This is a genomic window from Acidovorax sp. KNOB132, from assembly GCF_057541515.1.
On record NZ_BAAJYT010000016.1, the window covers coordinates 1 to 25,294 of the forward strand.

Genomic DNA, 25,294 nt, shown 5'->3' on the forward strand with positions numbered 1-25,294 from the left:
CATCACATCAAGGCCCGTTGCACTGGTTGCGGTCGATGCACAACAGGCTAACACCCGATCTCGCCGTCGCCGGCAACACCTGAGGCTATCTCTATCGTTGTTCGAGGGAGAGGAACCTGCTGCGTGATATCGCCCCAGGCACTCAGAATAAAGTGGTTAGTTCGTAGACGAAAATGAGTCCGGAGCGCATTAAAGAGCGCATCTCTAACGATCTCTCTATTCCGAAATGGGCTTTGAATCTTGAGACGCAACCACAGGTCGATGGAGATGTCGAACTTGCTATCCCGGAGGGGAAATTTTTCGATCTGGAATCGCTGCATGCCGAATGAATCGAGGTTGAACATTAGTCCAATGGTAGTTTTAGGTCGATGGCTCAATAGGCTACTTATTGAAAGCAGTCTTTGAGGAGCCAAAACCTGATGGCCTCTCATGGCGGGTAGTGCGAGTGCATAAATGCGCCAGGAAGCAGAACCCCCGATACACAAGCCCGGCCGGAGAAGTCAGCTGTCAGCGAGGTTCGCAAACTGGCGCTACCGCTCGGGAACGGCCACTCGCCATCGACTGCTTGTTCGAACCTCCTTACCCACGCTCATCGCCGCTGAAGATTGATACAGAGGTCGGCAGCGACGATGACGACGCTGCCGTTGATGGCGTCGGCCATCGCGCGAGTAGTCTGACGCTCAGCAAGTTGAACAAAGTAGCGTCAAACGCCTCGGCTGCCATACCGGCCGTGCTGCCGCCACGGATAAAGGGATCGGTCAACTGCCGTTGAAGGACGCAGACCTGTCGAAGGCTTGAGGCCGCGATCTGATCGGGTAAGGGCTATTGAGAATCCGTCAGTCGGTATCGACCGGTATCGATCTTCACCAGTAGCTTCTGCCCGCACAAGCTGCTGATCGTGCGGCCCGCGAGGCCCTCGATGGAGTCATCCAATTCGCTGGCCACCAACACTTCTTGCAGCCATTGCCCAATCTGGGATTTTGTGGCAACTGTCGCCCCGCGGCGCATCCGAAACTCGACGATCGTGGTGGCGAGGGTCAGAACAGGCACTTCGGTCATCCCACGCACAGTGTCATTCGAGCGCGGAAACTCGAAATCGCCAACCAATGCCGCCACGTTGATCAGTGATTGCCCTCGCGTACTCGATCGCACGACACCCAGTTCGGCCGCCTGCAGAACGATCGCTGAGGTCCTAGCCTCGTCCAATGGCAAGGCCAGGCAAGTCAGACATGTGCCACGCGCGTCATGCGGTGTCGTGGTGTCGCATTCGGCGCAAGGGTGGAGATAGCAGTCGGTCGGCTCGTTGCGCACCTGATCGATCCCGGAGATGGAAAGGCTTGTTGATAGTGAGAGCCACCAACCCCAGAACTGAACTCCGCGGTTAGTCCACCGGGTGCCGCCTTCATATACCCATCGCCTCCATCGACTTGCGTAGAAAAATCCTCCGCCGAAGATTTCGTGCCTTCCGATTGCACCTGCGAATTTCGGCACCTTGTTGGCGATGAATCGCGGGTCAGGATCACAGGCATCCTGATCGAGCACCCTTGCGCGATCGCTCCTCTCCAAGCCCTTGCGCAGGAAATCCGACTTCACGCCGCTCAGACCCACGAGCAATTCGATGGGTACGATGATGTAAGCGCGCGTGGTGGCCCGCCCGAGTGCGCAAGCCAATGTGGTGTCGTCCATGTCGAAGCCCGCCACGACGACGACCACGGGCTTCTCCATGCCTCGATACGCCGAGATCGTGGATCGAGAGACATCGATCCCCTCAAGCGACCAGGAGAACTGACTGAGCACGATCATGTCCTGTGCCATGACACCGGCCTTCGAGAGCTCCGCCGTTAGGGTCTGGATGCTCTTGGAGACATCCCTGCTGATGCTTCTGGACAAGTCCTTGCTGGAGATCGGGCGAGGGCAGTTCACCTCATGTCGTGGTGGCCGCATCTCCATCATCGTCTGAGTGATGCCTCCGGGATTCCGGTAGACCGTCGCCAGATAAAAGAATCGCTCGTCGTAGGTGTCCTCCAGGAATCGATAGGAACTTCCCTTCTCGATACCAGGAAGCACCTGGAGCTCATCGGCAAAGACGAACTTGCGCGCGTTGGCGAAATGGTCGCGCAGTGCCAGGTGATCGGCCTCGTTGAGCGCCTGGGCCTCATCGACGATGAGCACCCCGTACTGGTGATCCACCTTCCCACGCAGGGCCAGGTGATGCTCGTCATAGTTGGGCTCGCCAACGGTGCCGTCCCTGTTCCGCGTGCCCAGGGACTCGCAGTAGGAATGGAAGGTCTGAACCGTGACCGACCGGCCGAGATGGCTCAATTGAAGGGCCACCTTCTGCGTGATCTGGCGGTTCTTCAGAAGGAAGAGCACCTTGAGGTCCCGGGCCGCGAACTGCTCGGCAAGGGAACGCGCAATGAGCGTCTTGCCGCTGCCCGAGAACCCCGCGATCAGCCTCCGATCGGTGTCGAGGCATAAGGCCACCTGATTCGCCTGCTTGTCGTCCAATTGAAGCCACAACTCGCCGTCCGCGACGATCTTACGTCCGAGATGCCCGTCCCGGGCTTCCCGCGGCCAGACGGCCCCGAGGAATCGATCGATCTCACGGCTAAATTCGTGCTGGTTGCCGTAGTTCAGTGCGGCCTTCCAGTGCGCCATCAGTTGCACGATGCGCGAGGGCATGTCCCGACGATGTTTCTGCAGGATCAGGATGCCGTCGGGGAGCGGTCGGTCGAGCGGCACGTACGCGCTGGCGATCTGCGAGCTCTCCAGATCGAAGTCCGGAAAGTGCACCGCGTAGCCGACTGGGCACTTCACCTGCCACGACCGCAGCATCTCGTCGAGGACGAAGGTGTTGTCCTTGACCTGATTCAGGGGATCGATTTCGTATCCGTCACGTTCGTGGATGAACCGAAAGCCCAAAGGCTTGTACAGACCCGACTTCGTTTCGATGCAAAGCATGCCCAGTTCCGCATGCAGGATCACGAAGTCCACCTCGCCGGACAGATGCTTCCTCGCCAAGGAGACCCGCAGGTACTCTTGCAGCTCCTGCGAGTACACCCGCTTGGTCTTGCCTCGCAGCCAAGGCAGCGAGTGGATGACGGCGAACCCATCGTCGAGTGCCGCCAGTTCCTGAAAGAGGGTGAATTCGCCTTTGCTGCGGAATTCCGAGTGATCGAGTGTTGGAAAGAACTTGGCCATGAACGGAGGAAACGCTGTGTCGGTTCAAAGTATCCAGTATGTTGCCGATTGCTTTGGCACAGCAGCTCCAACCGCCTCGGGGCCGGGCTATGGAGGACTAGCTACGCCCTGAGGTACTTGGATTTGGTGATAGTGGCGCTGCGCAGTGCTGCCCCGTCTGCGGTTTGGCGTTGCAAGCCTGGGGCGTGGGGATTTCTGCACGTCACCAATTGAAGATGGGGCGAGCGCAAGAGTTGAGCCATCAAAGCAAACTCGGAATCTTTCTTCGTGCTATTGGGCGTATGTATTTCGCGAGTGTCACATCCGACTTGTGCCCTGTCTGTTCCCGTATCTGCCATGGCTGCAAGCCCTTCTCCGCAGCACTGGTGCAGTAGCCAGCCCTCAGGCTGTGGCCGCTGACTTTCTTCGAGTCACCGCCCACGCGCGCGACCGACGCTTTCACCACCAGCGCGACAGACTGTGCAGACAAACCATGCCGTGCAACGCGGTCGTGGCGGCTGACGGCGCGAAACACAAACCCCTCATTGATTTCAGAAACCTCCAACCAGTGCATCAGGGCACGCACTGGGCAACGCTCTCCGTTGGCGTGTGGGATGAACACTGTGCGGCCCTGAGCCTCTTGGTCAGTCTTGCTGGATCGTAAGAAAATGTCCACCCCGCTGGGCAAGTGCGTGAGATGCTCCACTTGAACAGCCACAAGCTCAGACCTGCGCATGGCCGACGCAAACCCAATGAGCAGCAAGGCTCGATCACGTGCCGCTTTGATGGGCATCTTCTGCCGATCAATCATCACCAACGCTGCCAGCAGATCGTCTTTGACCATCGGCCGAACTTGCCGCTGCTTGGTGCCCAGCGTCCGGCGAATGCCCTGCATCACGCGCTTCACAGTTTCGCTGCGGGCTGGTGATTTCAGTTTCTTTTCCAAGTGCGCCTTGTGGATTGCTGTCACTCGTCGCTCCAAGGTGGCAACTGACAATTTTTCAGCGCATCGGGCCAGGTATTCGGCGAGAACAGTCGGGCTGGCTGGAACACTCCCACCGTCGGCAAAAAAATGTTTTAGATCAGAGGCGTACGCACGCTTCGTAGCTGCCGACTGGCTGGCTGCTATGAACTGCTCGGCGGTGGCCGATAAAACGCTCAAAACGCCCTCTGGCGGTGTTTGCGGTGTTCGGTTGGATGTAGTGGTGCTGCGAGCAGACAAAGCTGCGCCAGCGCCCTCCAGTGGAGTGCGAATTTTCTTCATGGTGAGTCCTATGGACGGGTTTGAAAAACAATAAAAAACGGCCCGCGAAAGGGGCCGCTTTGGTGGTTATCTGGCAGTCGATAACTGTGTCTTATCGCTACCTTAAAATGGAAGAAAGAACCGACAGCACATACACGCGCCGCGAAGCTGCGCATGAATGGTCGGTAGATGAGAAAGAGGTCATGCGGGCATCTCTGATACTAGAGAGATTGGATGCTTGATAGCACCGCCCATGTGAAGGAGCAAGAAAAAAAATCGCTTCATCCACACGATTGTCTCAGGAAATTTTCCTGTGGACAACGGGACTGAAATGCATCGAACTGGAGTATTTCGAACCGGCTTGCCAAAGGTCCACAAGGCGATTTGTTCTTTGCAAAAATAGCCTTGTCCTAGCTTATGCTCCAACAGGAAAGTATGTAACTACTGTTCTTTCTTGGGGGGTGCCAGTTGTCAGATCAGCACACAGGAGTGACCGAAATCGGCATTCCGCCATCAAGCGCTTGGGTGCGTTTCCTGCGCAGCTACGGTCCGACGCCGAACAACCTGACGATGTTCGACGAATACGTGGCCGGAGCAGTGGGCCGGGCCAAGGTGCAGCCCATCGCGCTGAGCACGCCGATGCTCGAGCCGATGAAGGCGCATGTGGCCTCAGGAAAGCCAGGCTCCATGCTGATCGCGGGCACGGCTGGCGACGGCAAGACCTACCACTGCCGCGCGCTCTGGACCTCTATGGGCGGCGATCCGCGCGTGTGGGCCGCCAAGGGCAACATCAAAGAGCATCGCCTGGCCGACGGCCGCTTGGCCGTCTTCATTAAGGACCTCAGCGAGTTCAACGGCGAGGAAAGCGACGCTCCCCTGGCGCGGCTCGAAAAGTCGGTGCTCGAGGGCGACGACAGCGAGATCGTTATCCTGGCGGCCAACCACGGCCAAGTGCTCGACCGGCTTCGCGACCTTGGGCGCAGGCAAGGGCGCAGCCACCCGCTGCGCAAGCCGCTGCAGGAGTTCTTCTTGCAGGCGGGCCAAGAGCCAGATCGCCTGGCCGTTTTCGACCTCAGCCGCAGCGTGGGCCGCATGGCGCTCGAGGAGGTGGTTGCCGCCGTCGCCAAGCACGCCGAATGGGACAACTGCGGCCGGTGCTCGCTGAAATCGGGCGACAAGGTGTGCCCGATCTATGAGAACCGCCAACGGCTTCTTGGGACTGGGGATGGCGCGCAGCTCGGACGTCGGCTGGGCGACTTGGTGGAGATTGCCAGGCTCAATGGGCAGCATTTGCCGGTTCGAGACTTGCTCGCTCTGTGCGCTAACATGATTTTGGGCCATCGCGACGCTAAGGACGGCTTGATGTCCTGCGCCGAGGTCGCGTTGATTCAGGAGCAAGGGGCCGTGGACCGCGGCAGCGTTTATGGCAACGCCTTTGGCGCGAACCTGCCCAAGCGGCGCCTCGCCGAACGGCCGGTCTTCAAAGCGATGGCGGCCTTCGGCGTGGGCGATGAGACCACCAACGGAGCTGACGGCTTGTTGGTCTACGGCAAGGACGATGTGAAGCTCGCGCCGGCATTTGCCCGCTTGATCGCCAGCGACCCGGTCTACGGCGCCACGCCACGGCTGCTGAGCGCCCAGGACAAGTATCTTGAAGGCGAAGAGGCCGCCCGCATCGACGGTGGAGCCGCCGACTTCATGGACCTGCTGCAGGAGCAGCGCCGCCGCCTCTTCTTCACGCTGCCGCCGGGCGAGGAGGGCTACCCCTTCTGGTCGATGACGGTATTCCGCTTCGCTGGCGAATACTTGGAGATGCGCGCGGCATTGCTTGACAAGAAGCCTGTCGCCGAGACAGTGCGCGGCCGGCTGGTGCGAGGCCTCAATCGCGTGATGACGGGCCTCTTGATCGACAACGTGGACCGCATCTTTGTCGCCAGCTCCGGCGGCTTCACGCAGTCGCGCGTCAGCGTGCTGTGCGATACCGAGGCGCCTTCGCGCCGTCTCAATGGCGTGGGCATGGCGGTCAAACTCGAGGCGAAGGCGGGTCGCCCCTGTCTAGACGTGTCCCTGGCTCGAGGCGCTGGAAATTCCGTGGCCTTCGATCTCACGCCCGTGCGCTTCGAGTTCCTGTCGCGGGTGGCCGAAGGCGCGCTACCAGGCAGCTTCTCCAACGAGTGTCTGGAGGACATGTTGGCGTTCAAGGCCAAGCTGCTGCGCAAAGCTGAGCTTATCCGGGGACGTAGCCAGCAGGACGACGACGAGGAGGCCGGCGCCGACAGTGGATCGCTCACGCTCAACTTCATCGATATTGAACAAGGCGGCCACGGGTTCTCTCGGCCCATCACCGTGAGGATTTCGGAATGAGGCAGCGCATTGACATCGACCGCGTCGATTTCGCCGTCGATGAACATATTTGGGGGCACCGCCTGTATGACGAGCAGTTGCCGCATTTGACGGTGCTGGAGTTCCTGGGCGTGCTGGGGTCGAACTTGGACAGCCCGTTGGTTGCCACGCCCAGCGACAAAGTCCGATACCGGCCGCAGCATCAAATTCGCTTGCGCGGCCTGCTCTTCAACAATCCCTTTGTCGAGGCGATCCGCGAGCGGTCCCTCACCGATGATGAGAAGTGGCGCGAGTGGAGCGCCTTGTTCGCCCAGGACGCGACCAAGCTTGGCGATGAGGAAATGGGCTATCTGCGTAAGGCGTTCTCCAGCTTCGACGACTTCGCCAAGGCCATCGAGCTGCTGCGCTCCTCAGCGTTCGAGGCTCGCAGCAACAAGCGCTGGAGCTCCAAGTTTGTCTTTCCCTTCGGCCCGGACGCTTTGTTTGAGGACTTGCGGATCGACTCGGGCGGCGCTAGCAACGACAGGCGATTCTTCGCCCGCACGGGCGAGCTGCTGTATCTCATGCTCAGCCGCGCGGCTCGCGGCCCAGAGCTTGGTGCCCAGCTGTCACACCGCCTATTCAATCGGGCGGCGCCGATGAATCGCTTGGTGCGCGCGCTGCAAGGTGAGCCCCAGCTTGCGTCAAATTCGCGCGACGTGGGCTATCTGCCCCACGCGTCCCATCCTCGTTTTGACCAGCTCTGCGAGGATTGGCTGGCGATCTTGGCCAAGGACATGCCGATCTACGACGCTTTGGAGCACCTGATCGCGTCGACGGGCCTCAATCTACTGTTGTATTTCTTGGAGCAGGCCAAGATCCAAGCCGGCGACGCCGAGCCCGTCGAATTTGTCTGCGAGATAGTCTCCAAAGAACGCACCAAGATCCGGGCTCTGTCGGGCGACAGCTATCAGCTCAACCAAGGCCTCTCAGCAAAAGCTGTTCGCGCGTCCATTGAGCAAGCCCGCCTGTTGCCCGAGTGGGAGGTGGCCTCGAAGTCGGACTACCCCGACGCGGCGCAAGCCAGCGTCATGCGCGAACTCTTTCAGTGGCCGTCGGCAGATTCGGATGACGAAGCCGACTACACGCGCATGTCTGGCGACAAGCTCATCGAGAGGCTGGTTGAGTTGGCCACCGCCCGCCACGAGCAGCACGTCGGAAAGATTCACGCGTCATGGTCGCGCGCCATTGGGCTGAGCTCCAGACGCCTCGCGCGACGCACGCGCTATGCCCCCAACGACCGGCTCATCAAGACGCTGGTGGTGGCCATCGTCGACGACCGGATGCAGTTCGATGAGTTCTTGGCCGAGGCCAAGCGGCGCTATGGGATGGTCATTGGCGACGCGGAAGGATCGCGTCTCGTCGCGGAGAAGAAGGTGGACCAGGAAGTGCTCAGCGAGAACCGCGCCAACCTCGAAGCGCGACTGGTTGGACTTGGGCTCGTGCGTCGGCTGTCCGACTCCTGCTCGTTCGTGGAGAACCCGTTTGGATTCAAGGGAGAAGAAAATTGCTGACCGATCGGATCATTGGGCGCGTCGGCGCTGACATCCTGGCCAAGCGCATCAATGACGCTCGGCAGGCCGACGGCTCGGCGCAGGATTCGGCGGCGCTGTTTCGCCTCGACAAGCTGTCCTCGTCCCAAGTCGCTTCGGTTGCGCGCGCCGTCCTCGCCAATCACGACCTCGCCGCCCGCGTCGATCTTATGATTCCCGAGGCCTTGGTCGAAGGCCAAGGTCTGCCGCCCGAGGCCCTGATCCAACACAACGCCGGTTTCGTGCGCAACAACGCGCAGACGAGCAAAGAGGTGATCCTCACCGCCAACGGCAACGAGCACAACCTGGCCGACACCCTCGGTCACGTCACCGCCTTGGGCGCCAAAGAGCTGCGCGCAAATGAGGAAGCGTGGGTGAACGCTACATGCCATGTCGCCGGCATGGCGCCGGTGCCTGACGACCGCCAGGTGTTCCGCTCGGCCCTCAAGGGCCTGATCTTCTCCAACGACCTCTCCCTCGTGCAGCTCGGCGACTTCTGCTCCCACATCACCGAAGCCATGTCGGCCACGCGTGGCTTGCCGATCCGCGATGCCATCGGTTGGTCGCTGCCCAAGGTGGGGCTGCCTAGGGACACCTCGTTCTTCGCCAGCGCGAAGACCTATGGGGCGTCTTACAAGCCTTGGCGCAAGGCCTTCGAGAAGCTTTTCGCGCACCGCGCGCCGTTGCTGCTGCGCCTTCGGCCCAATGGCCAGCTGCTGGACCCCGACGAGATGCGCCAACGCTTGGATGACAACGCGGCCAACATCACCGACGCCGCCCGCGTCGCCTTGGAGGCTTTCATCAACGCTCCGATGGGCGACAACCAGTCCGCGGCCGACGTGGCCGAGCTCGAGTGGGAGACCGACGGTGTTTGCCACATCTTTGACAAGCCCAAGGAGAAGCTCCAAGGCCTTGCCGAGCACACGCTGAGATTCTTCGAGCACGACTGCGACGATGCTGAAGCCCTTGATGAGAAGTGGAAGCGGCACCTTGAAGACCTCAAGGCGCGTGAGAAGCGCTCCGAGTGGAACGACGACGACAAGGTTTTCTTTGAGCTCCACCGGCGCTTCATGGAGCCTTCGCGGCAGCTCCATGCCCGCTGGGAAAAGGCGATCTTCGGCAAGGCCATCGAGTGCACTGACTTCCTCGACGGCTTCGCGAGCGTGGCCCACCATCTATTGGCCGGCGCCGACGACATGGCTGGCGAGCGGTTCCTGCGCTTCACTGTCAACAAAGGGAGGACCGAGTGGCGCACGCGCTTCAACCATGACGTGGGGTGCTATTTCTCGGCCATGTATCGCGGCATCCAGGAGCTGATGGGCTCGCGGGTGAAGTGGGAAGTCAAGGGCATGGGGGTGGGCAACCTTCCCGACCCGCTCTTTCACTACGAGAAGTTCTTCGCCAAGGAGAGGGAGCTTCGCGGCCCGACTCTCAAGCCGGTCTCTTCGCTGGCTCGCAATGCGGTGCAGATCAAGTTCGACGTGGCGCTTGTGCAGCGCGTCGGCGACCGCGAGACGGTCATCGACAAGACGCAGCTTGTGTGGAGCTACCGCCCCGAGTCCATCGGGCTGGCATTGGTGTCGGACATGCGCCGTCTGCTGGAAAAGGGCGCTGTCGGCTGCACAGAGGTTCCGCGTCGCTTGGTCAGCAAGAAAGGCGGCGTGCAAAGCGTCTCGCTGCTCGACACAGGCACGCTTGAAGCCACTTTCTCGCGCGATGCCGGCTCGCTGGTCCCGCCGGCCAACAAGCTTCGCAGCTTGCGCGCCGAGATCAAAGACCGCATCAAGGAGCTTGCGGCCGAGGGCCGTCTGACCAAAGAGCAGCGCGACGAGCTGCGCGCGGCATGGGATGCCTTCGAGGCCGACTACATCTTGGCGATGAAGGACTTCATCGATACGGGGCTGCAAGGCGAATCCGTCTTGCGCCAGGCCGAGTCGTTCTCTGCGCTGCTCAACGCCTTGAGGGTGCATGCTCGCGGCGATGTGTGCCGCGCCCGCTTGGTGGCCGAAGTGCTCTCCATTGGCACCGCCCGCATTTCAGGCGAGCAGCCGTCGCTGATCATCCCGCCATGGCACCCTGAGCGAATGAAGGCGTTGGCGGTGAAGACCCGCCGTGTAGCTGGCCTGGCGACCCACTTGCTGAACAGCGACAGCGTGCTCTTTGGGCATCGCGACATCTTCTTCCGGGAGTTTTCCGAGGAGCTGGCGCACCCTTTCTATCCGGAGATCGCGGTCATGCAACGAGGCAGCGAGCCGCTATTGGTCGCCGAGAGCAGCACCGTCAATGGATATAGCTTGCTTGAGCGGCCGGTCCGCGGCGAAGAGGACTCAATGACCGATGTCGATCCGACCTCCGCCGCTAAGCAGGCGCGTGAGCTCTTGGAGCGATACATTGGCCTGCAGCCCCACGAGGCTGCCAATCTGAGCGTCTTGCTCTACAACGCCGACGCGGCCGAGCTGCCGCTGGCCACCGTGCGCGAGCTCGCTGGGCTGCAAGCTGAAGATGACTTTCAATGCAGCGTGTCGGTCAGGCATAGCGACCCGGCCAAGCTGCGTCGCGTCTATGCGGAGCTGGTCAACAAGGCGGGCGATGACCCCGACCTGCCGGTGGTCAGCGAGACCTCGGATAACTTCATCTCCAAGCTCCGCATCGCGGTGACGCCAGCCTCGGCCACGCCGGGGCAAGGCGAGGGCGGCTTCAAGCCCTTTGACGTGGCCTTCCTGCACGACGTGGTGTCGCGCACGGCGGTCGAGGAGTGGCTTCCCGTGGATTGGACCAACGATCGGCCCAGCTTAGAGCACGCTCCGTCGCGCTGGTCTTATCGCAGCGTCTCTGGCGAGAACGAGCTCAAATCAACTACCTTCCTGACTTGCCCGTGGCAGACAGCCTCTGGATGGGCCTATGTGGGCGCGGTGGCGGCGGTGCATCGCCAGACCGACGCTCCCGTCGGAAGCCGCTACCTGCCTGCCCGCCGCATTTCATTGCAGCACGAGGCGCTGGCTTCGACGATGAACGACGCGCATGCGTTGGCCGAGTGGGTCGCCACCTATGACGAGCTGCTCGACAAGCGGCAGTTGCAGCACAACGGCATCACGGTCGTTCGGTATCGCCGAGCCTCCACCAACGGCCGCAACATGATCGTCAGCTCGACTTCCGAGCTGCGCCTGCTTGGCGTGTTGATTCGCCGCCGCCTCGGCGAGCTGGGCCTTTCTTTGGGCTCAGACGAACTCGACACCGTAGCCGCCCGCATGAAGAAAGATGCCCTGTCGGTCTCCGGCGATATCGTCCTGCGCGCCGCCAAGCGCGGGGTGTCCGCTGGCGAAATGCTGGGGCTGGTCCTAAGCCGCCATTTGGTTGCCGAGGAGTTTGCCGCGCAGGCCAACGCAGACCAGTCGTTTTGCGTGTTCTTCCTGCTCGACGACTATGCCGATTGGCTGGCCCAGCGCGAAAGCCGCATCGCCGACATCTTGGCCCTTTGTGTTGAAGAGGTCGATGATGGGATTCGGCTGCGCATTGCTGTGGTCGAGTCCAAATATGTTGCCGCCGAGGGCTCAGCCGAGGCCAAGCGCTCGTCAAAAGCCCAGCTCATGGCAACGCTGACCACATTCCGGGCCGCATTGTTTGGCGATCCTGGCCGCCTTGACCGGGACGTGTGGCTTTCGCGCCTGGCTGATTTGCTGATAGATGCCGAGATTCCGCCTGGCCTCTCAGGGCTGCTCGAACGGGCGCGCGCGAAGTTGCGCGAAGGCGATGTGGACATCGCGCTGCGAGGCTACTCGCATGTCTTCGTCCACTCGACTGAGGCGGGCCAGTCCCAATCGGCATCTGAGCAAGTCGAGATCGACAACACTGACGGCGTCCAGGCTTGGCAGGAGGTGTTCGACCGGTCGGAGCTGCGCAAACTGGTGGAGGCCTATGCGGCCGGAGCCGGCGCGACCGCCGTTCGCGCGCAGCTCGGTGGATCAGAGCCTTGGAAATCGGCTTCATTCAGTCGGCCCGCCGCGCGAGTGGCATGGCACGCGCTGATGGAGCAGCTTGGCCAGCAGGACGCAGTGGAGCAGGATGATTCGGGCGCAGTCGAATCGGCTCCCCCGGCGCCGGAGACTCAGACAGCGACCGCTCCCGCAGGAGCTAAGCCCGCGGCTCCTTCGTTTCAAGATGAAGCCGTCACTGCGCTAACACCTGTTGCTGCGGCGGTGGGCGAGCATTTGTCTGCCTTGATTGTTGCCAAGCACGCCGGCCTCGCCGTGGTGGACGACGAGCGCGAAGCGTGGGCGCAGGAAACAACCAAGAAGCTCAAAACCGCATTGAACAGCTACGGCCTGCAGGCTGCCGTGCTGGGCACGCGGATGACACCAAACGGCTGCTTGGTGCGTCTGGCAGGTTCGGATCGTCTCAGGGTCGAGGACATCGAAGCCAAGCGCACGCAGTTGCTGACCACGCACGCCATTAACCTGGTGACGGTTCAGCCCAAACCAGGCGAGATCGTGGTGACGATTGCCGGCTCCAAGCGGCAAGCCGTGTCGCTTTGGGACCTTTGGGCTAAGCGGCAGCTCAATCGCAATGTGGCTGGTATCAACACCTCATTTGTTCTCGGCCTTCAAGAGATCAATGGATCGCTGCTCTACTTGAACCTCGGTGGTGAGTTTTGTGGCCTGTCGTCGCATGAGCCGCATTCATTAGTGGCTGGCGCCACCGGCAGCGGAAAGTCAGTGCTGATCCAAGCAATCTTGTTGGACATCGCAGCGACCAATCCCAAAGAGCTGGCGCAGATCATCCTCATCGACCCAAAGATGGGTGTGGACTATGCGGCCTTGGAAGACTTGCCCCACATGCGCGAGGCCATCATCACCACCAAAGAGCGCTCAACCGAGGTGTTGGACGCGTTGGTCGAGGAGATGGAGAGCCGCTATAAGGCGTTTGCCCAAGCGCGAGCACGGGACTTGGCCACATTCAACGCCAAAGCGGCGCCGGATCTTCGCTTACCGATGGTTTTCTTGATCCATGACGAGTTCGCCGATTGGATGCTCGACGACGCTTATAAGGGCGCGGTGGGCGCTGCGGTGCAACGGCTTGGGGTGAAGGCGCGGGCCGCAGGCATCCACCTGATCTTCGCGGCTCAGCGTCCTGACAAGGATGTGATGCCCATGCAGTTGCGAGAGAACTTGGGCAACCGTTTGATTCTCAAAGTCGCAAGCGAGGCGACCTCGAAGATTGCGCTTGACCGTTCAGGAGCCGAAATGCTCCTTGGTCGTGGACACATGGCAGCGAAGCTCAACGGAGAACAGGGGCTTGTCTTTGCCCAGGCTCCGTTTCTGTCAGACGATGAGATTGGCTTGGCGGTGCAAGCCATTCGGCTCGATAACATCAGTCCGAAGAGGTCAGAATGAAAAAGTGGAATTCAAGCCCCCATCCAATTTCTGACATTCGCGATTGGCAGCGGACAGGAAGGTTGGAGATTCGTCCAGATTTTCAGCGCCATGAAGTATGGAGCGATGCGGCAAAGATCATGCTCATGGACACAATCCTGCGAGCTATCCCTATGCCGAAGGCATTTGTTTCCTCTACTATTCGTGATGGTCAGGTATACAGAATTGTCATTGATGGACAGCAGCGCATCAGCTCAATACTCGCGTTTTTGGAAGATAAGTTTTCGCTTGAAGCCCCTTATAGTGGAGAGCATAAAGGACTAGCGTTTTCACAGCTTTCAGAAGACGTTCGCAACGAATTCCTTCAATATCGAATTGACTTCAATGAGGCAATTGGGTTCTCAGATGATGAATTGAGAGAGACCTACTCCCGCCTGAATAAATATGCGGTTCCGTTGACGAAGCAGGAACTCAGGCGGGCCGACTATCCCGGGGCCTTTCTTGAGCTTGCGGAAGATTTGGCCGCGCATGACTTTCTGGATGCGGGCAGGATATTTAGCGTCGCCAATCGGCGGCGCTTCGCTGACGTGGAGTTCGTCTCCGAGCTTCTGGCAGGTTTGATTGGAGGTCCGCAAGAGAAGCGAGAGACGCTTGACTCGTATTACCTTAAATACACGGCCTGGGACCAAGCCGAGGTGAGAAGCACCGAAGCGCGCTTTCTGGCATGTCTTAATGACCTAGCGCTTCTGTTTCCGCCTGACCGACCAATCAGCTCTACGCGATTCAAACAGAAGTCAGATTTTTATTCACTGCTTCTGGCTATTGATGAACTTTGAGCCGAAGGCGGTTCTCTTGACGGGGTTAACGCCGGGGCGTTGAAGATGGACCTCCGGATGCTTGATTTTTTGATAGCGCCCGAGTCTCCTGCTCCCGACTGCCGCGACTACGCAATTAAATGCGTGTCGCAAGCCAACACTCATGGCAGCAGACGGTGGCGGATGGACTTCTTGAAGGCAATTTTGGGAGGCTCCTATTTCCGGCGTCCTCCCACTGGTGATGGCGCAACGCTGTTCTACCGCCTCGCAACTGGAAATCACGGTCCATTCGGCGAACCTTCGGTGATCTCGTGCGGTGTTTGCAATGAGGAGGTGGCGAGAACAGAGGCGATTGCAGTGGGGTGGAAAAAGGATAGCGAGGTCTTTCAAGTCCACAACGCATCCCACTTGCATACCTGGTGCATAAGCCCAGGCCAATGGAGTGTGATCGTAGCACCTAGTTCGGACGCCTCTCTCACGTTTGCTCACGGGCACGCTCAACAGCCCCTGATTTGACATGAGCCGCGATTATGTAGATGTTCTCTTCGGCAAGCAGGGTTTCAGAGTTCCTTCGAGAGTGAAGGGCTCCGACGGCCATGTCTACGCCGTGGAAGAGCAAATCGGTTCTGGGGGCAATGCGGTCGTGTGCCAGTGCGCGGACGAGCGCGACGGAACCATCTATGCCATCAAGTTTTTGGCTAGCTCGAAAGACGCGAATCGGTTGCCGCGGTTCCAGCTTGAGACGCGCATCATCGAAAAGCTCACTGCAACGCGTCATGACCACCTGATCAGGTTTGTGGCGAGTGGGGTGGCGGAGAGCCTTTCTTTCGACCGTCGAAGGCGCCAGTACGTTCCGAGCGTCATGCCTTTCTTCATCATGGAGCGCGCGTCAAACACTCTTCGTGGGTTTCTTGCAGCCTCAAACGGTCCTGTCGCGCAGGAAATCTACCAGGCTCAATTTCGCGGGCTCGTTGGTGCTCTTGAGATATTGCACGAGCACGCCATACACCGAGACATTAAGCCTGACAACATCTTAGTGGTAGGCGAGCGATGGGCAATCAGCGACTTTGGCTTGTGCGAACCAGTCGGGGACGATGAGGGGAAGGACCTCACCCGAATTGGTGAAATTCCAGGGCCGCGTTTTTGGCTTTCGCCGGAAGCGAACAATCGGTCCGTGGGCTTGCAAGAGGAAATCTGTTCGGCCTCGGATGTCTTTCAGTTGGCCGCGGTCTTCTGGTGGGTTGTCACCCGCCGACATCCCAGCGGAATCTTGACCCGGGAAGATTGGACAGGGGCAGAAAGGCTTTTCGGGCCAGTTTCAAAAGCGTTGCAGCATTCCCTAAATCGTCGCTATGAAAGTGCAAGCCAGTTCAGCAAGGCCGTCATTCGGGCGATTGATGAGCTGAGCTAACCGCGACTTATTACTTGTGACAAATCACGCAAGACCCGTTGCCTTCGTCTTCGCCATAGACATCGTCGATGTCCTCGGGGCATGAGCGGATTGGGCGAAGCGGGTTGATCGGGATCACCGCGCGGGAGCGCTCCCTGCGCTTCTCAAAGTCAGCAACGATTTGGGCGACCCGCTCGGGTTGCTCCAGTTCGGACAGCGACTCGCCAGAGGACCAGGTGAATGGAGAGCCGTGCTCCAAGGCGTCTTTCTCCAGCGCCTTGGCCTCTTCGAACTTGTCGGGGTGGCGTTCTTTGAGGCGGACCCATTCGATCTTCTGTTGGAAGAAGCAGAATGTGCAGCCGCTTCGCGAGCGCCACTCGTAATACTTCGGGTAGCCCACCCCGGACGATTCAAGGATGTCCATCACGCCAGCTTTGTCAATGCCAGCGGTTCGGAAGGGCAGAGAGACGCTAAGGCCATCTTGTTTGGACGAGTAGCCCTCACGATAGTCCTCATCAGCTCGGATGGCCACATACGACGTGACCCTGTCGCCGCCCGCGATCATGGGCCGGACCCATTGTTCAAACGGCGTCAGCTTAAGCTTGCGGGTGCACCAGCGCGTTTGAGGCGAGGGCAAAAAATGATTGTATTCGCGCAGCCAAAAGTCAAAGTCGCGCCGAGGGTTGAGGCGCTCAATGGACTTGCCGAGGTAACCCTCGAGGCGGCCCAAGAACTCATACACCTCAGGCAGCTCTTCGCCCGTATCGGTGAAGAAATACTCGATATCGAGCTCGGGGTGGGCTTGCCGCATGTGCACGGCAAGCGCCGCGCTGTCCTTGCCACCCGAGATTCCGAGAACGTGGCGCTCAGCCATGGTTTTCCTCCTCGTCGGCCGTCAGTCGCATGCCCGCCTTGGCCAGAATGGCGAGCAGCACATCGGTTCCTAAGCCTTGCTTTCTGAGTTGGGATGCGATTTCGTCGGCCTTTGATTCCACGGCCTGGCGGTGTCGGTCGGTGATGTCGAACGAGCGCGAAATCATCTTGGCGCCAGCGCCAGCGCCGATGACCACTGCAAAGGCCTCGCTGTTGGGCTTGCGGCCCTTGACCGAAACAAAAGCCTCGGCCTGCCTAAACCGCAACGCAACCTTGGAAATCTCGAGCGTCGCTGCATCGATGTCGCGGTCAGTCCAGTCGCGCGGTGGTTTGTTGGCCGCCAAGCTCAAGATGCCCTCAATACTGACCATGCTGCCGTCATGCTTGGCCAGGCGCGTCGCGAAAGAGTCTTGGCGGAGGTCGCCAGTGATGCCGGCAACGGCCTCGGCGCGTGCCCGCAGTCGGTCGAGCTGGGTTAGGGGCGCGTCTAGGGCTTCGAGCATGGCCGAGTCAATGCTTCTAAGCATGGCCTCGTATGCGCCCGCCAATTCGGCAATGGGGCTGCGCAAGGCCTCCACATACGCGTCGCCATTGCTGGTGTCGAGCAAAGCCACCAGATCGACAAACAAGACCTTGTGGGGGTCGCTCGCTTTGAGCAACGTGTCTCGAATGGCTCGGGCACCTTCGGTAAGCTTATGAGTGCGCTGGGCCCACACCGGCAGGTTGAAAACGAGCGCAACCAGGCCGCGCGCTGCTTCAAGTGGGTCACGCGCCTCGGCGGCGTGTCCCACTTCGGCCAGGATGTTGGCGATACCACTCAGAATGCGGGCCTTCTCCTCATCGATTACGACCCAACGCAGCGAGAAGCGGCTGGCGTCTTGCAGGTATTCATCAATGTCGGCATCGGTCAGGCGCGGAATGAACATCCCGTCTTTGTAGACAGCGACATTGGATTGATGCGCAAGGAGGAAGGCGACGAGGATGACGGACTGAATTCCCGTCTTTACGCCAAAGGGGGGCGCTGACCAGCGCTCGAGGATGTCGGAGGCTTTCACCCGGGACGACGAGTCCACGAACATGTCGCGAGTCGCTTGCCAGATGCCGGCAAAGCGCGTTTCGCCGTCCGAGTCGGGAGGCACGAAGCGCCACTGGCCCTCACTGACTTCACGGTGCAAGCCGGTGGTACGCAACAACGTCTCGTAAAGGCCACGCTCAGCGGGGAATCCTTCAATGCCAAGATGCTCGGCCCTCTCGTGCGAAAGCATTCGGTGCAGCAGATCGCGGCGCGCCTTGACGCTGTTGCTCGATACGCTGTCGCGATTGACTAATTCACTCCAGACCAGCGGCGAGCTTCCATAGATTTCGTCGGCGAGGTCGGACGCGATGGGGGAGAGTCGCGCACCGACTTCGATGGAATCTTCGCTTCCGTCAAACCACTGCACGTCAGTCACTGCGGCTTGAAGCTGCTCCTCGAGGTTCGCTTTGACTGCCGCCAAGCGCGCATGGACTTCGCGGCGCGCGACGGCGTCGCCTTGCAACTCGTGCCGTTCTTTGACCGCTTCAAGGGCCATCAGTTCTGCGCCAAGCTCCTCAATGCGAGCATGGTTGCGCGGGATGCCGACCAACACAGGCCATGGGGCAAGCCGGGAGGCTTCGTCTGCTCTGCGATGAGCAGACTTGGCGCCCACGCCTCGTCCGGGTAGAGCGAGGGCGAATAGGCCGAACTCTCCCTTTGATGGTGTGTACTTCTCTGCCATGCGCTCGGCTTCGTCGAGCTTGCTCAGCGAGAGGTTCATCCAGCGCATCGTGCCGGTCTCGTGATAGTGGCGCTTAGCCACTACCGGGTGCAGGCCCATGAGTTGGGCGAGGTGGTTGTAATCGACGCCAGGCGAGGCGGCCAGTGTCTTGGCGATAGCCGCGTCGATGTCGAAATCGCTGCCCTCAAAAACGGACCAAGCTCCAATGTGCTTCTTGAAGAGGGCCACGCGCATGCGTGCAAGCTCTTCGAGCCCCTTCTCGATTTCCGTTAAGGGTAGTTTGTAAAAGATCGCGCCCAGGACCGCCATGTCGGCAGCCAAGCCCGAGCCGTTGCGGAACAAATCAATGACGGCGATGTTCTTGATCAATTCGACCAGAAACGGATTGCCTGTCTTGGCTTCGGTGCGCTCGATGGCTTCAACCGCTTGCGACCAACGATGGCCGTCGGGCGAGGCGAGGATCGCGGGCTCCAGATTTGAGCGCAGATAGTCCCAGTAGTTGTCCGGGCGATACCAAGTGGCGGACTTGATCGGCGTAGCTTGCAAGTAGGAATGAAAGCCGTGAGGTTCCACTGATGCCAAAAAGCCGAAGGTGCTTCGTTCGTTTTGCCCAAACTGTCGCTTGGAGATTGGTCCAAGTAGCGCGGCCATGGCCGGATGCAGCGGCCAGCAAGTCGCCAGCGCGTCGGCAAACTTTGCACCGACAGCGGGACGGCGCGAGCGGATGGAGTCGGCAATGGTGTTGGACGCGTCGAGCATCCATTCAGGGCGACGCTCGGCCTCGATGGCTCGGCCAATGAGTTCCACGACCTCGTCGCTCGCGGCGACAAAAGGCAAGTCGATGTAACGGCCCTGGACCTTGGCCCACTCGTCGCGGGTGTCGGTGCCCAGCCGCGCACCATATTGGGCGAAGGATTGGTGCAGCACGCCGACGACGACCAGCTTGCCATTGGCGCGGGCCGCGGCCTCGGCGAGCTCTTGGAAGAAATAGACATCGTCACCATGCCCGAGCGCCGAAGCCTCGAGGAACTTGCCCATTTCGTCGAGGATGATTAGCACCCCATCTTGCGAGCGATCCTCAGCCGTTTGAACTAGCTCATTGATCAAGTTGGTCGGCGACACCTTGCGGTTGTCCGTGCCCTTACCCTTTGCTTTTCTGAGCGCGGCGTTGAGCTCAGCGATAACGCTTCCACGCTTACCCACCACCGGCACCAAAAGCCACCCCTTCCGAACGGGGAATGCCTTGTCGAAAGAGGGCATCGAGCCTAGCTTGAGTGCAGTGCGGGCTTGGGTTCTAAGGTTCTTTTCGGTATGCAGTGCGCTCGCTATAGCCACGGCAAGCGAAGACTTTCCGCCTCCAAAAGGTCCAGTCCAGGTGAACGAGCGTTGATTGGTCTCCGTCACCTGCCGAGCCATGTTCTCCAAGATGGAGGTGGCGGTCGAGTGGCAGATGTAGCCCGCAAGGGCATCGAGGCGGCCCAAGTCCGCGTCCACGCGGATCGAGCGTTGGTAGTGGCGGGATATGCGGACGAAGTCCGATAGCAATTGGCCTTTGTCGTCAGTCATAGGCTCTTCGAATCATGTCTCGGCGCGTCTCTTCGGAGTCGCCGGGTTTCTTGTGGACTTGGCGCAGGCCCGCTGTGTCGGTCCAAGCCAGGAAGTCGTCCGTGAGGTCGGCAAGGCCCATCAGCCGCTCTGCCACCGAATCTTCGTCGAGCTTGAAAACACGGCCCGGCGAGCCATCGCCATAGGCAATCGTCTCGAACGCCATGGAGCTCAGGCCTTCTGCTGCGCTGTCCCAATAGTCGAGAAGGGCATAAGCAAAGAGCCCGTCGTGCAGCGTGACCTTGGGGCCTCGGCGGAAAGCATATTGGCCTTTGTGGACCTCTTGCAACAGGCCAAGCTCTCCAAGTAGAGGTTCGGCAAAATCTTCGGGGGAGCCGCCTGCAAAACGCGGGGCGTAGCTGCGAAGGCAAGTCTCCAAGTCGCGCGAGAGCGTTGAGGCCGATAGGCGACGCTTGGGATCGAGCTTGCGTGCGAAGTCTTCTAGAGGGCCCTCAAGCTCTTGCCGCGTGAAGGTTGGGGCGGTTACGTTATTGAAAAGCCATCGCCATGTGGTGGCTCTATGGCCTTTGCCTGCGAGCCACCAATGTGCGTGCCACGCTGTTGACGGGTGTTCTGCGTATGGGTCTAACCCATCGTCTGCGAAAACTAATTCCGCGATCGGGGAGACTTTAAAGGCGCGCGAATCGGTCTCTGAGTCGCGTAGCACATCACAGGCTATTGCCCAATGACGAATTGAAGCAACCATGTTTTTGCCCACCCCGAATGAGGCAATCGCGTCTTCGTCAGTGAACGTACTTTTTGATACGAACCCTCCGACGGATTGATCGAATGCTTTCTTCAACCACATCTGTCGAAGCGGAAAAGTCTCATGTCCTGAAAAATGCACAGAGCTCGCGAAGTTGGCGGTCGTTCTCATTGAATGAGTGTAACTGGTGGAGTCCACCAGTTCGTTCATGCGAAGAAATATATGTGAATTTATACAGTTAAAGAGCAAATCAGTGCAGTATTTATCTCATTTTATGATTTTTTCGTTATAAAAATCAAATATAATATAACTTTGCCATATTTGCATCCAATGCGTACAGCGGACTCGGTGAATGTCGCGCTCCATCGTCATAGCATGAGCGTGCTGTTGCTTCGTATCGGTTCTGTACTGCCCTCGTTGCTGAATGGTGAAAAATTGATCTCCGCCAGTCGCAGCGTTGAGCAGATGTGCTGGCGCGAACTCGGCTACAAAAAAAATGCCGGTCTTCGCCGACGACCTTCCTAACTTTCTGCAGAGGGACGGAGACGGAAATCCTGTTGAGTTGTCGATGCCAAAAGCCCCTGCCGTACTGGCAGCTTGCTTCGAGAAGATCACACGACCTCCACTAGCAACTAGGTCATACATTGCCACGAATCTTGATTCGCTGACGAGCTTGCTCAATCTCACGCCGTTGAGTTTCAATGGCTACTTTGGTCGTACTGCGTGCGACGCTTCGGCCAAGCGATTTTGCCGGTCATCCCCCTGCGCGACGCGACCCATGGCTGCTACGTGCTGGCGCTTTTGTGCGAGATGCCCGTGGATACTGTTCGTGATGCTGTCGCATCGCGCCGGTTGCATATCTGGGGCTTCCTTGATGGCATGTCTACTGATGGAGAAATTCCATCACTTCTGAGCGGGTGGCTGTCGGCCACAGACCGGTTTGCAGACTGGATCGAGCAACCCTACGTTTCGGACCTTCATCTGCTGACCGCGCTGTGCCAAGCGCATGTTTCATTGACGGCTTCTCGCTGAGGCTTCTTCTCTCTTCGGCTGCTGGTCTGCGGCCGCGCTGATTTCTCTTACCTGCGTTTTCTATCCGGTACTCGTTTGCGGAGGACTACGCACGCCCGTTTGTTTCACCGTTCTGTTTCGTTCCCTACCTACGGAGGTTTTTATGACCACAACACCCGATTCCAGATCCAATGCGGCGGCTCCCAAGCCGACCGCGACGACCATCATCTACTCCAGCAGCGCCCGGTTTCCTCTGGGTCAGATCGTCGCTACGCCCGGGGCTTTGGAGCTACTTCAGAGGGCCTGCATCAGCGCGGCCGCTTTGATCAGCCGCCACGTGCAATGCGACGGCGGCGATCTTTGTGAAGAGGACCGCGCCGAGAACGAATTTGCCGTCACCCGCCGCCTGCGGGTTCTGGGCTGCTATCGGCTGGTGGATGCAGAGCGGCTGGTTGCAACGCCCAGAGAAAAACGCTCTTCGCTTCCCACGGTATGCATCATCACCGAGGCTGATAGAAGTGTGACCACGCTGCTTCGTCCAGATGAGTATTGAAATGCCCAAAGCGATACCAATGAATCGCCCGGCTGTGTCCTATCGGTTCCAGCGAGTACATCCGGCTCTGATCACCGGACACGCCCTCACGGTGAAGGCTCAGCGAGCCGAGCCGGTGCAGCCCTTTGTGCAGCAGTCACCGCTCGATAGTGCTTGCGGAGTGCATGTCATCGCAGCCATTCTCAGCATCACAACGCTTGCAAAGCCGAGTGCGCTAGCCAACATGAGTCACAGAAAGCACGGAGTAGCAGCCGCAGTCTGGAGAGCGTTCGGCGACACATTTTTCTCGGGAATCTATGCTCCAGATTGGGTGGAGCGCTTCGAGAGCCTTGGCTTGCCCCTGGAACTCACGGCGAAGTACGGCCCTCACGACGCCGTGGATGCCTATGTACTCGACTGGTTGATGCAAGGCTCGCTGGTGGCGCTGGTGCTGCATTCTGTGCGGCATGCACGCACCAAGCATTGGACCCTAGCGGTAGGGGCGGAAGGGGCCTTCGTGGACCAGCGGCACCAGGTTGATACTGTGCTGTTGCTCGATCCGGCCACAGACGGCCCCGTCTTCGCGGCGCACAACGCACGGCTGCGGCTCAAAGGCCATGCCGTGCCGAAGCGACCAGCCAAGTCCGAGAAGACCGGCAGACCGCGTCCGGTGACTTGGCTCTATGAATCGCTGGCCTGGCACCCAGAAGAGGTGCATCTGCAGGCCGCGGTGCGCGTGCGAAGGACGCCATGACGGTCAATCGGCGCCAATGGCTGAAGATGCTGGCGCTGTCCGGCATACCCGCTCACGTGGCAGGCTGTTTTGCGCAAGTCCACCAAGATTTGTTGGCGGCGACGGAGCCAGACGCCATGCCTGCTTTGGACTGGGGTGATCTGCGTCGTGCACTGGCCGAATGGGGGCACTCGCCTTGGAGCTATGTCGCCACGGGCCGCGGCCGTGATTTGCGGACCATGATCAATGACTGCTGCGATGCCATTGCGCAGCACGAGCAGTCAGTGCATCTGGCGACGGCTATCGTGGTGCTGCGCGGCGATGGTCTCAGACTGCAGTTGCAACACTGCGCAGCGGTCTCCAGCGCGATCAATGGTGCATTGAGTTCACGCCCGACCAACCTGTGGTTTGCTGCGGCGCCTGACCCGGCCCTGGTGGACGTGATGCGACTGACAGTGGTCATGAATGCCAGCGGCTGACTGTTCTCGCACTTATGTGGTACCGGCCTTGGGCCTCCCTTTGGAACTCTGGCGGACCTGCGGCTTTTTGTCGAGCACAGCTTGATTGGCTCTGCGTAGTGGTCCTCCTTCCGTGGTCGGCGGATGCGCAAGTCGAATATCGGCAAATAGATCAGCCAGCGTGATGCCCAGTACGTGGCAGATCGTAGCCACGGTCAAGACACTGGGATTTACCAAACCAAGTTCCAGCTTCGAGATGCGTGTGCGCTCCACCTCGGCCGTCATCGCCAGTTCCAGTTGTGTCATCCCGTGTTGCTCACGGAAGTGCCGCAGGTTTTTGCCAATAGCTTGGGTGATGGTATTTGGTATGTGCCGCACTTTGCGGCGGCGCTGAACCAGCAGTTCGCTGTCGGCATCTTTTTTTCTGTTGAGCAGTCCGTGACATGCGCCACAGGCTCTCGAAATGCGCCTACCGAGGAAACGTCTTAAAAGGAGCATTGCATGCCAAAATGTTCCTTGAGAGGCACAATTACTTACAACCTTCAGGAAGAGAAAAATGAGCTATCGGAGAAGTTTTGCAGTGACGTTCACCGCAGCACTTGCCGCCATCTTGGCGGGCTGCGGTGACAAGACACCCTCATGCGCGGACTCGGCTACCGTGTCACTCGTCCAGCAGATTTACCAGCAGAGTTTTGACAAGGAACACGCCAGCATGAGCCCGGAGCGGCAGCGCCGCGTGCAGTTCACAAGTAAGGACACCAAAGTCACGGTGGAGGCTATCACCACGGCCAGCACCGATGAAGCGGCAGGCAAGAAAACGTGCACTGCGGTCCTGACCACGGTGATGCCGCAAGACGCAATCCCCGCCGATCAACGCATGCTCAACCACTTGCGAGGCACCTATGAACCGCAAGGGGCCGGGCTGGATGGCAACACGATCAAAGGCAACGTGACCTACACCGTGCAGCGCAGAGAAGACAGCAAGGAGGTTCTGGTCAAGCTCACAGGTCATCTACCGTTCATGGGCCTGTTCCACGATCTGGCGATGCTGAGGGTTTTTGACAAGAGCGAAGCCGAGTTTGACCAGATGGAAGGTGTTGCGCCGAAAGCCGCTGAGGCCAAGACCGCAGAAGCACAGCCGGTTGCGCAACAGGCACCGAGCGTTCCGCCACCAGCAGCACCTGAGACGTCTGCGGCCGTACAGCAAGCCGAAGCACAGGCGCCTGCTGCAGTTATCGCCGCAGCTCCTGCAGGCACCGTACCGCATCTGTGCACGGCTTCGGAGACGCCCATCTTCGCGTGTTCTACCGGCAAGAAACGCGCTTCGGTCTGCAGCAGCCGCACTGCCACGGCCGAGCAGTTGGTGTACCGGCTCGCGCCATCGGAGGGTGTACCGGAGATGGAGTATCCGAGCGCCGGGGCTGCTGCGGCCTTCCAGCACGGCGCGCAGACAGCGCCAGATGGCAGGCCGGTGAGCTTTGTGTCGTTCGACAAGGGCAACTACCGCTATGTGGTCTACGCAGGTGAAGGCGGCGACTCTCCACGCCGGGGAATTCTGGCGGAGCAGAGCGGCAAACGCATCGCTGACCTGCGCTGCCAAAGCGATGCCATGTCCAGCTTCAGCGCTGCGCAGTTCCAGAAGATGGGGCTGAGCCAAGACAGCCGGGGCCTCTCGCTGCCCTGAGCCAGCACAACACTTCTGTGAAAA

At 59.6% G+C, this 25,294-nt stretch carries 18 protein-coding genes; 11 read left to right on the top strand and 7 right to left on the bottom strand.

Features of this window, described 5'->3' with window-relative positions:
* The first annotated feature begins 173 nt into the window (after window positions 1-173).
* Window positions 174-329: a hypothetical protein gene (locus tag AC27IO_RS04655; RefSeq protein ID WP_498737554.1), complete on the top strand. Its 156-nt coding sequence runs from the start codon at window positions 174-176 to the stop codon at window positions 327-329.
* Between the two features lie 493 nt (window positions 330-822).
* On the opposite strand, the gene AC27IO_RS04660 is transcribed toward AC27IO_RS04655, so the two are convergent.
* The gene (locus tag AC27IO_RS04660; protein WP_498737556.1) at window positions 823-3,201 is read right to left on the bottom strand and encodes an AAA family ATPase; all 2,379 of its coding nucleotides are present in this window, start codon (window positions 3,199-3,201) and stop codon (window positions 823-825) included.
* A 241-nt stretch (window positions 3,202-3,442) separates the two neighbouring features.
* Window positions 3,443-4,444, bottom strand: coding sequence for a site-specific integrase (locus AC27IO_RS04665; RefSeq protein ID WP_498737558.1), 1,002 nt, complete (start codon window positions 4,442-4,444; stop codon window positions 3,443-3,445).
* A gap of 468 nt (window positions 4,445-4,912) precedes the next feature.
* On the opposite strand from AC27IO_RS04665, the gene AC27IO_RS04670 reads away from it, so the two are divergent.
* From AC27IO_RS04670 to AC27IO_RS04690, 5 genes are all read left to right on the top strand, one after another.
* Window positions 4,913-6,787: a hypothetical protein gene (locus AC27IO_RS04670; RefSeq protein WP_498737560.1), complete on the top strand. Its 1,875-nt coding sequence runs from the start codon at window positions 4,913-4,915 to the stop codon at window positions 6,785-6,787.
* Window positions 6,784-8,319, top strand: a complete 1,536-nt coding sequence (locus AC27IO_RS04675) for a hypothetical protein (protein ID WP_498737562.1) — start codon at window positions 6,784-6,786, stop codon at window positions 8,317-8,319. The genes AC27IO_RS04670 and AC27IO_RS04675 overlap by 4 nt, the downstream gene beginning before the upstream one ends.
* Window positions 8,313-13,727 carry an FtsK/SpoIIIE domain-containing protein gene (locus AC27IO_RS04680; protein WP_498737563.1) on the top strand — a complete coding sequence of 1,805 codons (5,415 nt, stop codon included), beginning with the start codon at window positions 8,313-8,315 and terminating at the stop codon, window positions 13,725-13,727. Before AC27IO_RS04675 ends, AC27IO_RS04680 begins: the two co-directional genes overlap by 7 nt.
* A complete protein-coding gene (locus tag AC27IO_RS04685; RefSeq protein WP_498737565.1) occupies window positions 13,724-14,542 on the top strand; it encodes a DUF262 domain-containing protein in 819 nt (272 codons plus the stop codon). Before AC27IO_RS04680 ends, AC27IO_RS04685 begins: the two co-directional genes overlap by 4 nt.
* Window positions 14,543-15,038: 496 nt before the next feature.
* Window positions 15,039-15,932, top strand: a complete 894-nt coding sequence (locus tag AC27IO_RS04690) for a protein kinase domain-containing protein (protein ID WP_498737567.1) — start codon at window positions 15,039-15,041, stop codon at window positions 15,930-15,932.
* A 10-nt stretch (window positions 15,933-15,942) separates the two neighbouring features.
* Here AC27IO_RS04690 and AC27IO_RS04695 read toward each other — a convergent pair whose 3' ends face one another.
* The 4 genes from AC27IO_RS04695 to AC27IO_RS04710 are packed head-to-tail and all read right to left on the bottom strand — an operon-like array spanning window position 15,943 to window position 21,533.
* Window positions 15,943-16,785 carry a phosphoadenosine phosphosulfate reductase domain-containing protein gene (locus tag AC27IO_RS04695; RefSeq protein WP_498737568.1) on the bottom strand — a complete coding sequence of 281 codons (843 nt, stop codon included), beginning with the start codon at window positions 16,783-16,785 and terminating at the stop codon, window positions 15,943-15,945.
* Entirely contained in the window at window positions 16,778-20,107 is a 3,330-nt protein-coding gene (locus AC27IO_RS04700) for an ATP-binding protein (protein ID WP_498737570.1), read from the bottom strand. Before AC27IO_RS04700 ends, AC27IO_RS04695 begins: the two co-directional genes overlap by 8 nt.
* The gene (locus AC27IO_RS04705; protein ID WP_498737572.1) at window positions 20,100-21,062 is read right to left on the bottom strand and encodes a DUF4007 family protein; all 963 of its coding nucleotides are present in this window, start codon (window positions 21,060-21,062) and stop codon (window positions 20,100-20,102) included. Before AC27IO_RS04705 ends, AC27IO_RS04700 begins: the two co-directional genes overlap by 8 nt.
* A gap of 57 nt (window positions 21,063-21,119) precedes the next feature.
* Complete coding sequence (locus tag AC27IO_RS04710) at window positions 21,120-21,533, bottom strand: hypothetical protein (RefSeq protein ID WP_498737574.1); 414 nt, start codon at window positions 21,531-21,533, stop codon at window positions 21,120-21,122.
* A gap of 42 nt (window positions 21,534-21,575) precedes the next feature.
* On the opposite strand from AC27IO_RS04710, the gene AC27IO_RS04715 reads away from it, so the two are divergent.
* From AC27IO_RS04715 to AC27IO_RS04730, 4 genes are all read left to right on the top strand, one after another.
* A complete protein-coding gene (locus tag AC27IO_RS04715; RefSeq protein WP_498737576.1) occupies window positions 21,576-21,884 on the top strand; it encodes a hypothetical protein in 309 nt (102 codons plus the stop codon).
* Between the two features lie 142 nt (window positions 21,885-22,026).
* A complete protein-coding gene (locus AC27IO_RS04720; protein WP_498737578.1) occupies window positions 22,027-22,416 on the top strand; it encodes a type I restriction endonuclease subunit M in 390 nt (129 codons plus the stop codon).
* A complete protein-coding gene (locus AC27IO_RS04725; protein WP_498737580.1) occupies window positions 22,406-23,149 on the top strand; it encodes a hypothetical protein in 744 nt (247 codons plus the stop codon). The genes AC27IO_RS04720 and AC27IO_RS04725 overlap by 11 nt, the downstream gene beginning before the upstream one ends.
* On the top strand, window positions 23,146-23,607 hold the full coding sequence (locus AC27IO_RS04730) for a hypothetical protein (protein ID WP_498737582.1): 462 nt from the start codon (window positions 23,146-23,148) through the stop codon (window positions 23,605-23,607). The genes AC27IO_RS04725 and AC27IO_RS04730 overlap by 4 nt, the downstream gene beginning before the upstream one ends.
* Window positions 23,608-23,619: 12 nt before the next feature.
* Here the strand turns inward: AC27IO_RS04730 and AC27IO_RS04735 are convergent, their stop codons facing one another.
* Complete coding sequence (locus AC27IO_RS04735; protein WP_498737584.1) at window positions 23,620-24,084, bottom strand: helix-turn-helix domain-containing protein; 465 nt, start codon at window positions 24,082-24,084, stop codon at window positions 23,620-23,622.
* A 58-nt stretch (window positions 24,085-24,142) separates the two neighbouring features.
* On the opposite strand from AC27IO_RS04735, the gene AC27IO_RS04740 reads away from it, so the two are divergent.
* Window positions 24,143-25,270, top strand: coding sequence for a hypothetical protein (locus AC27IO_RS04740; protein WP_498737585.1), 1,128 nt, complete (start codon window positions 24,143-24,145; stop codon window positions 25,268-25,270).
* The last annotated feature ends 24 nt before the right edge of the window (window positions 25,271-25,294 follow it).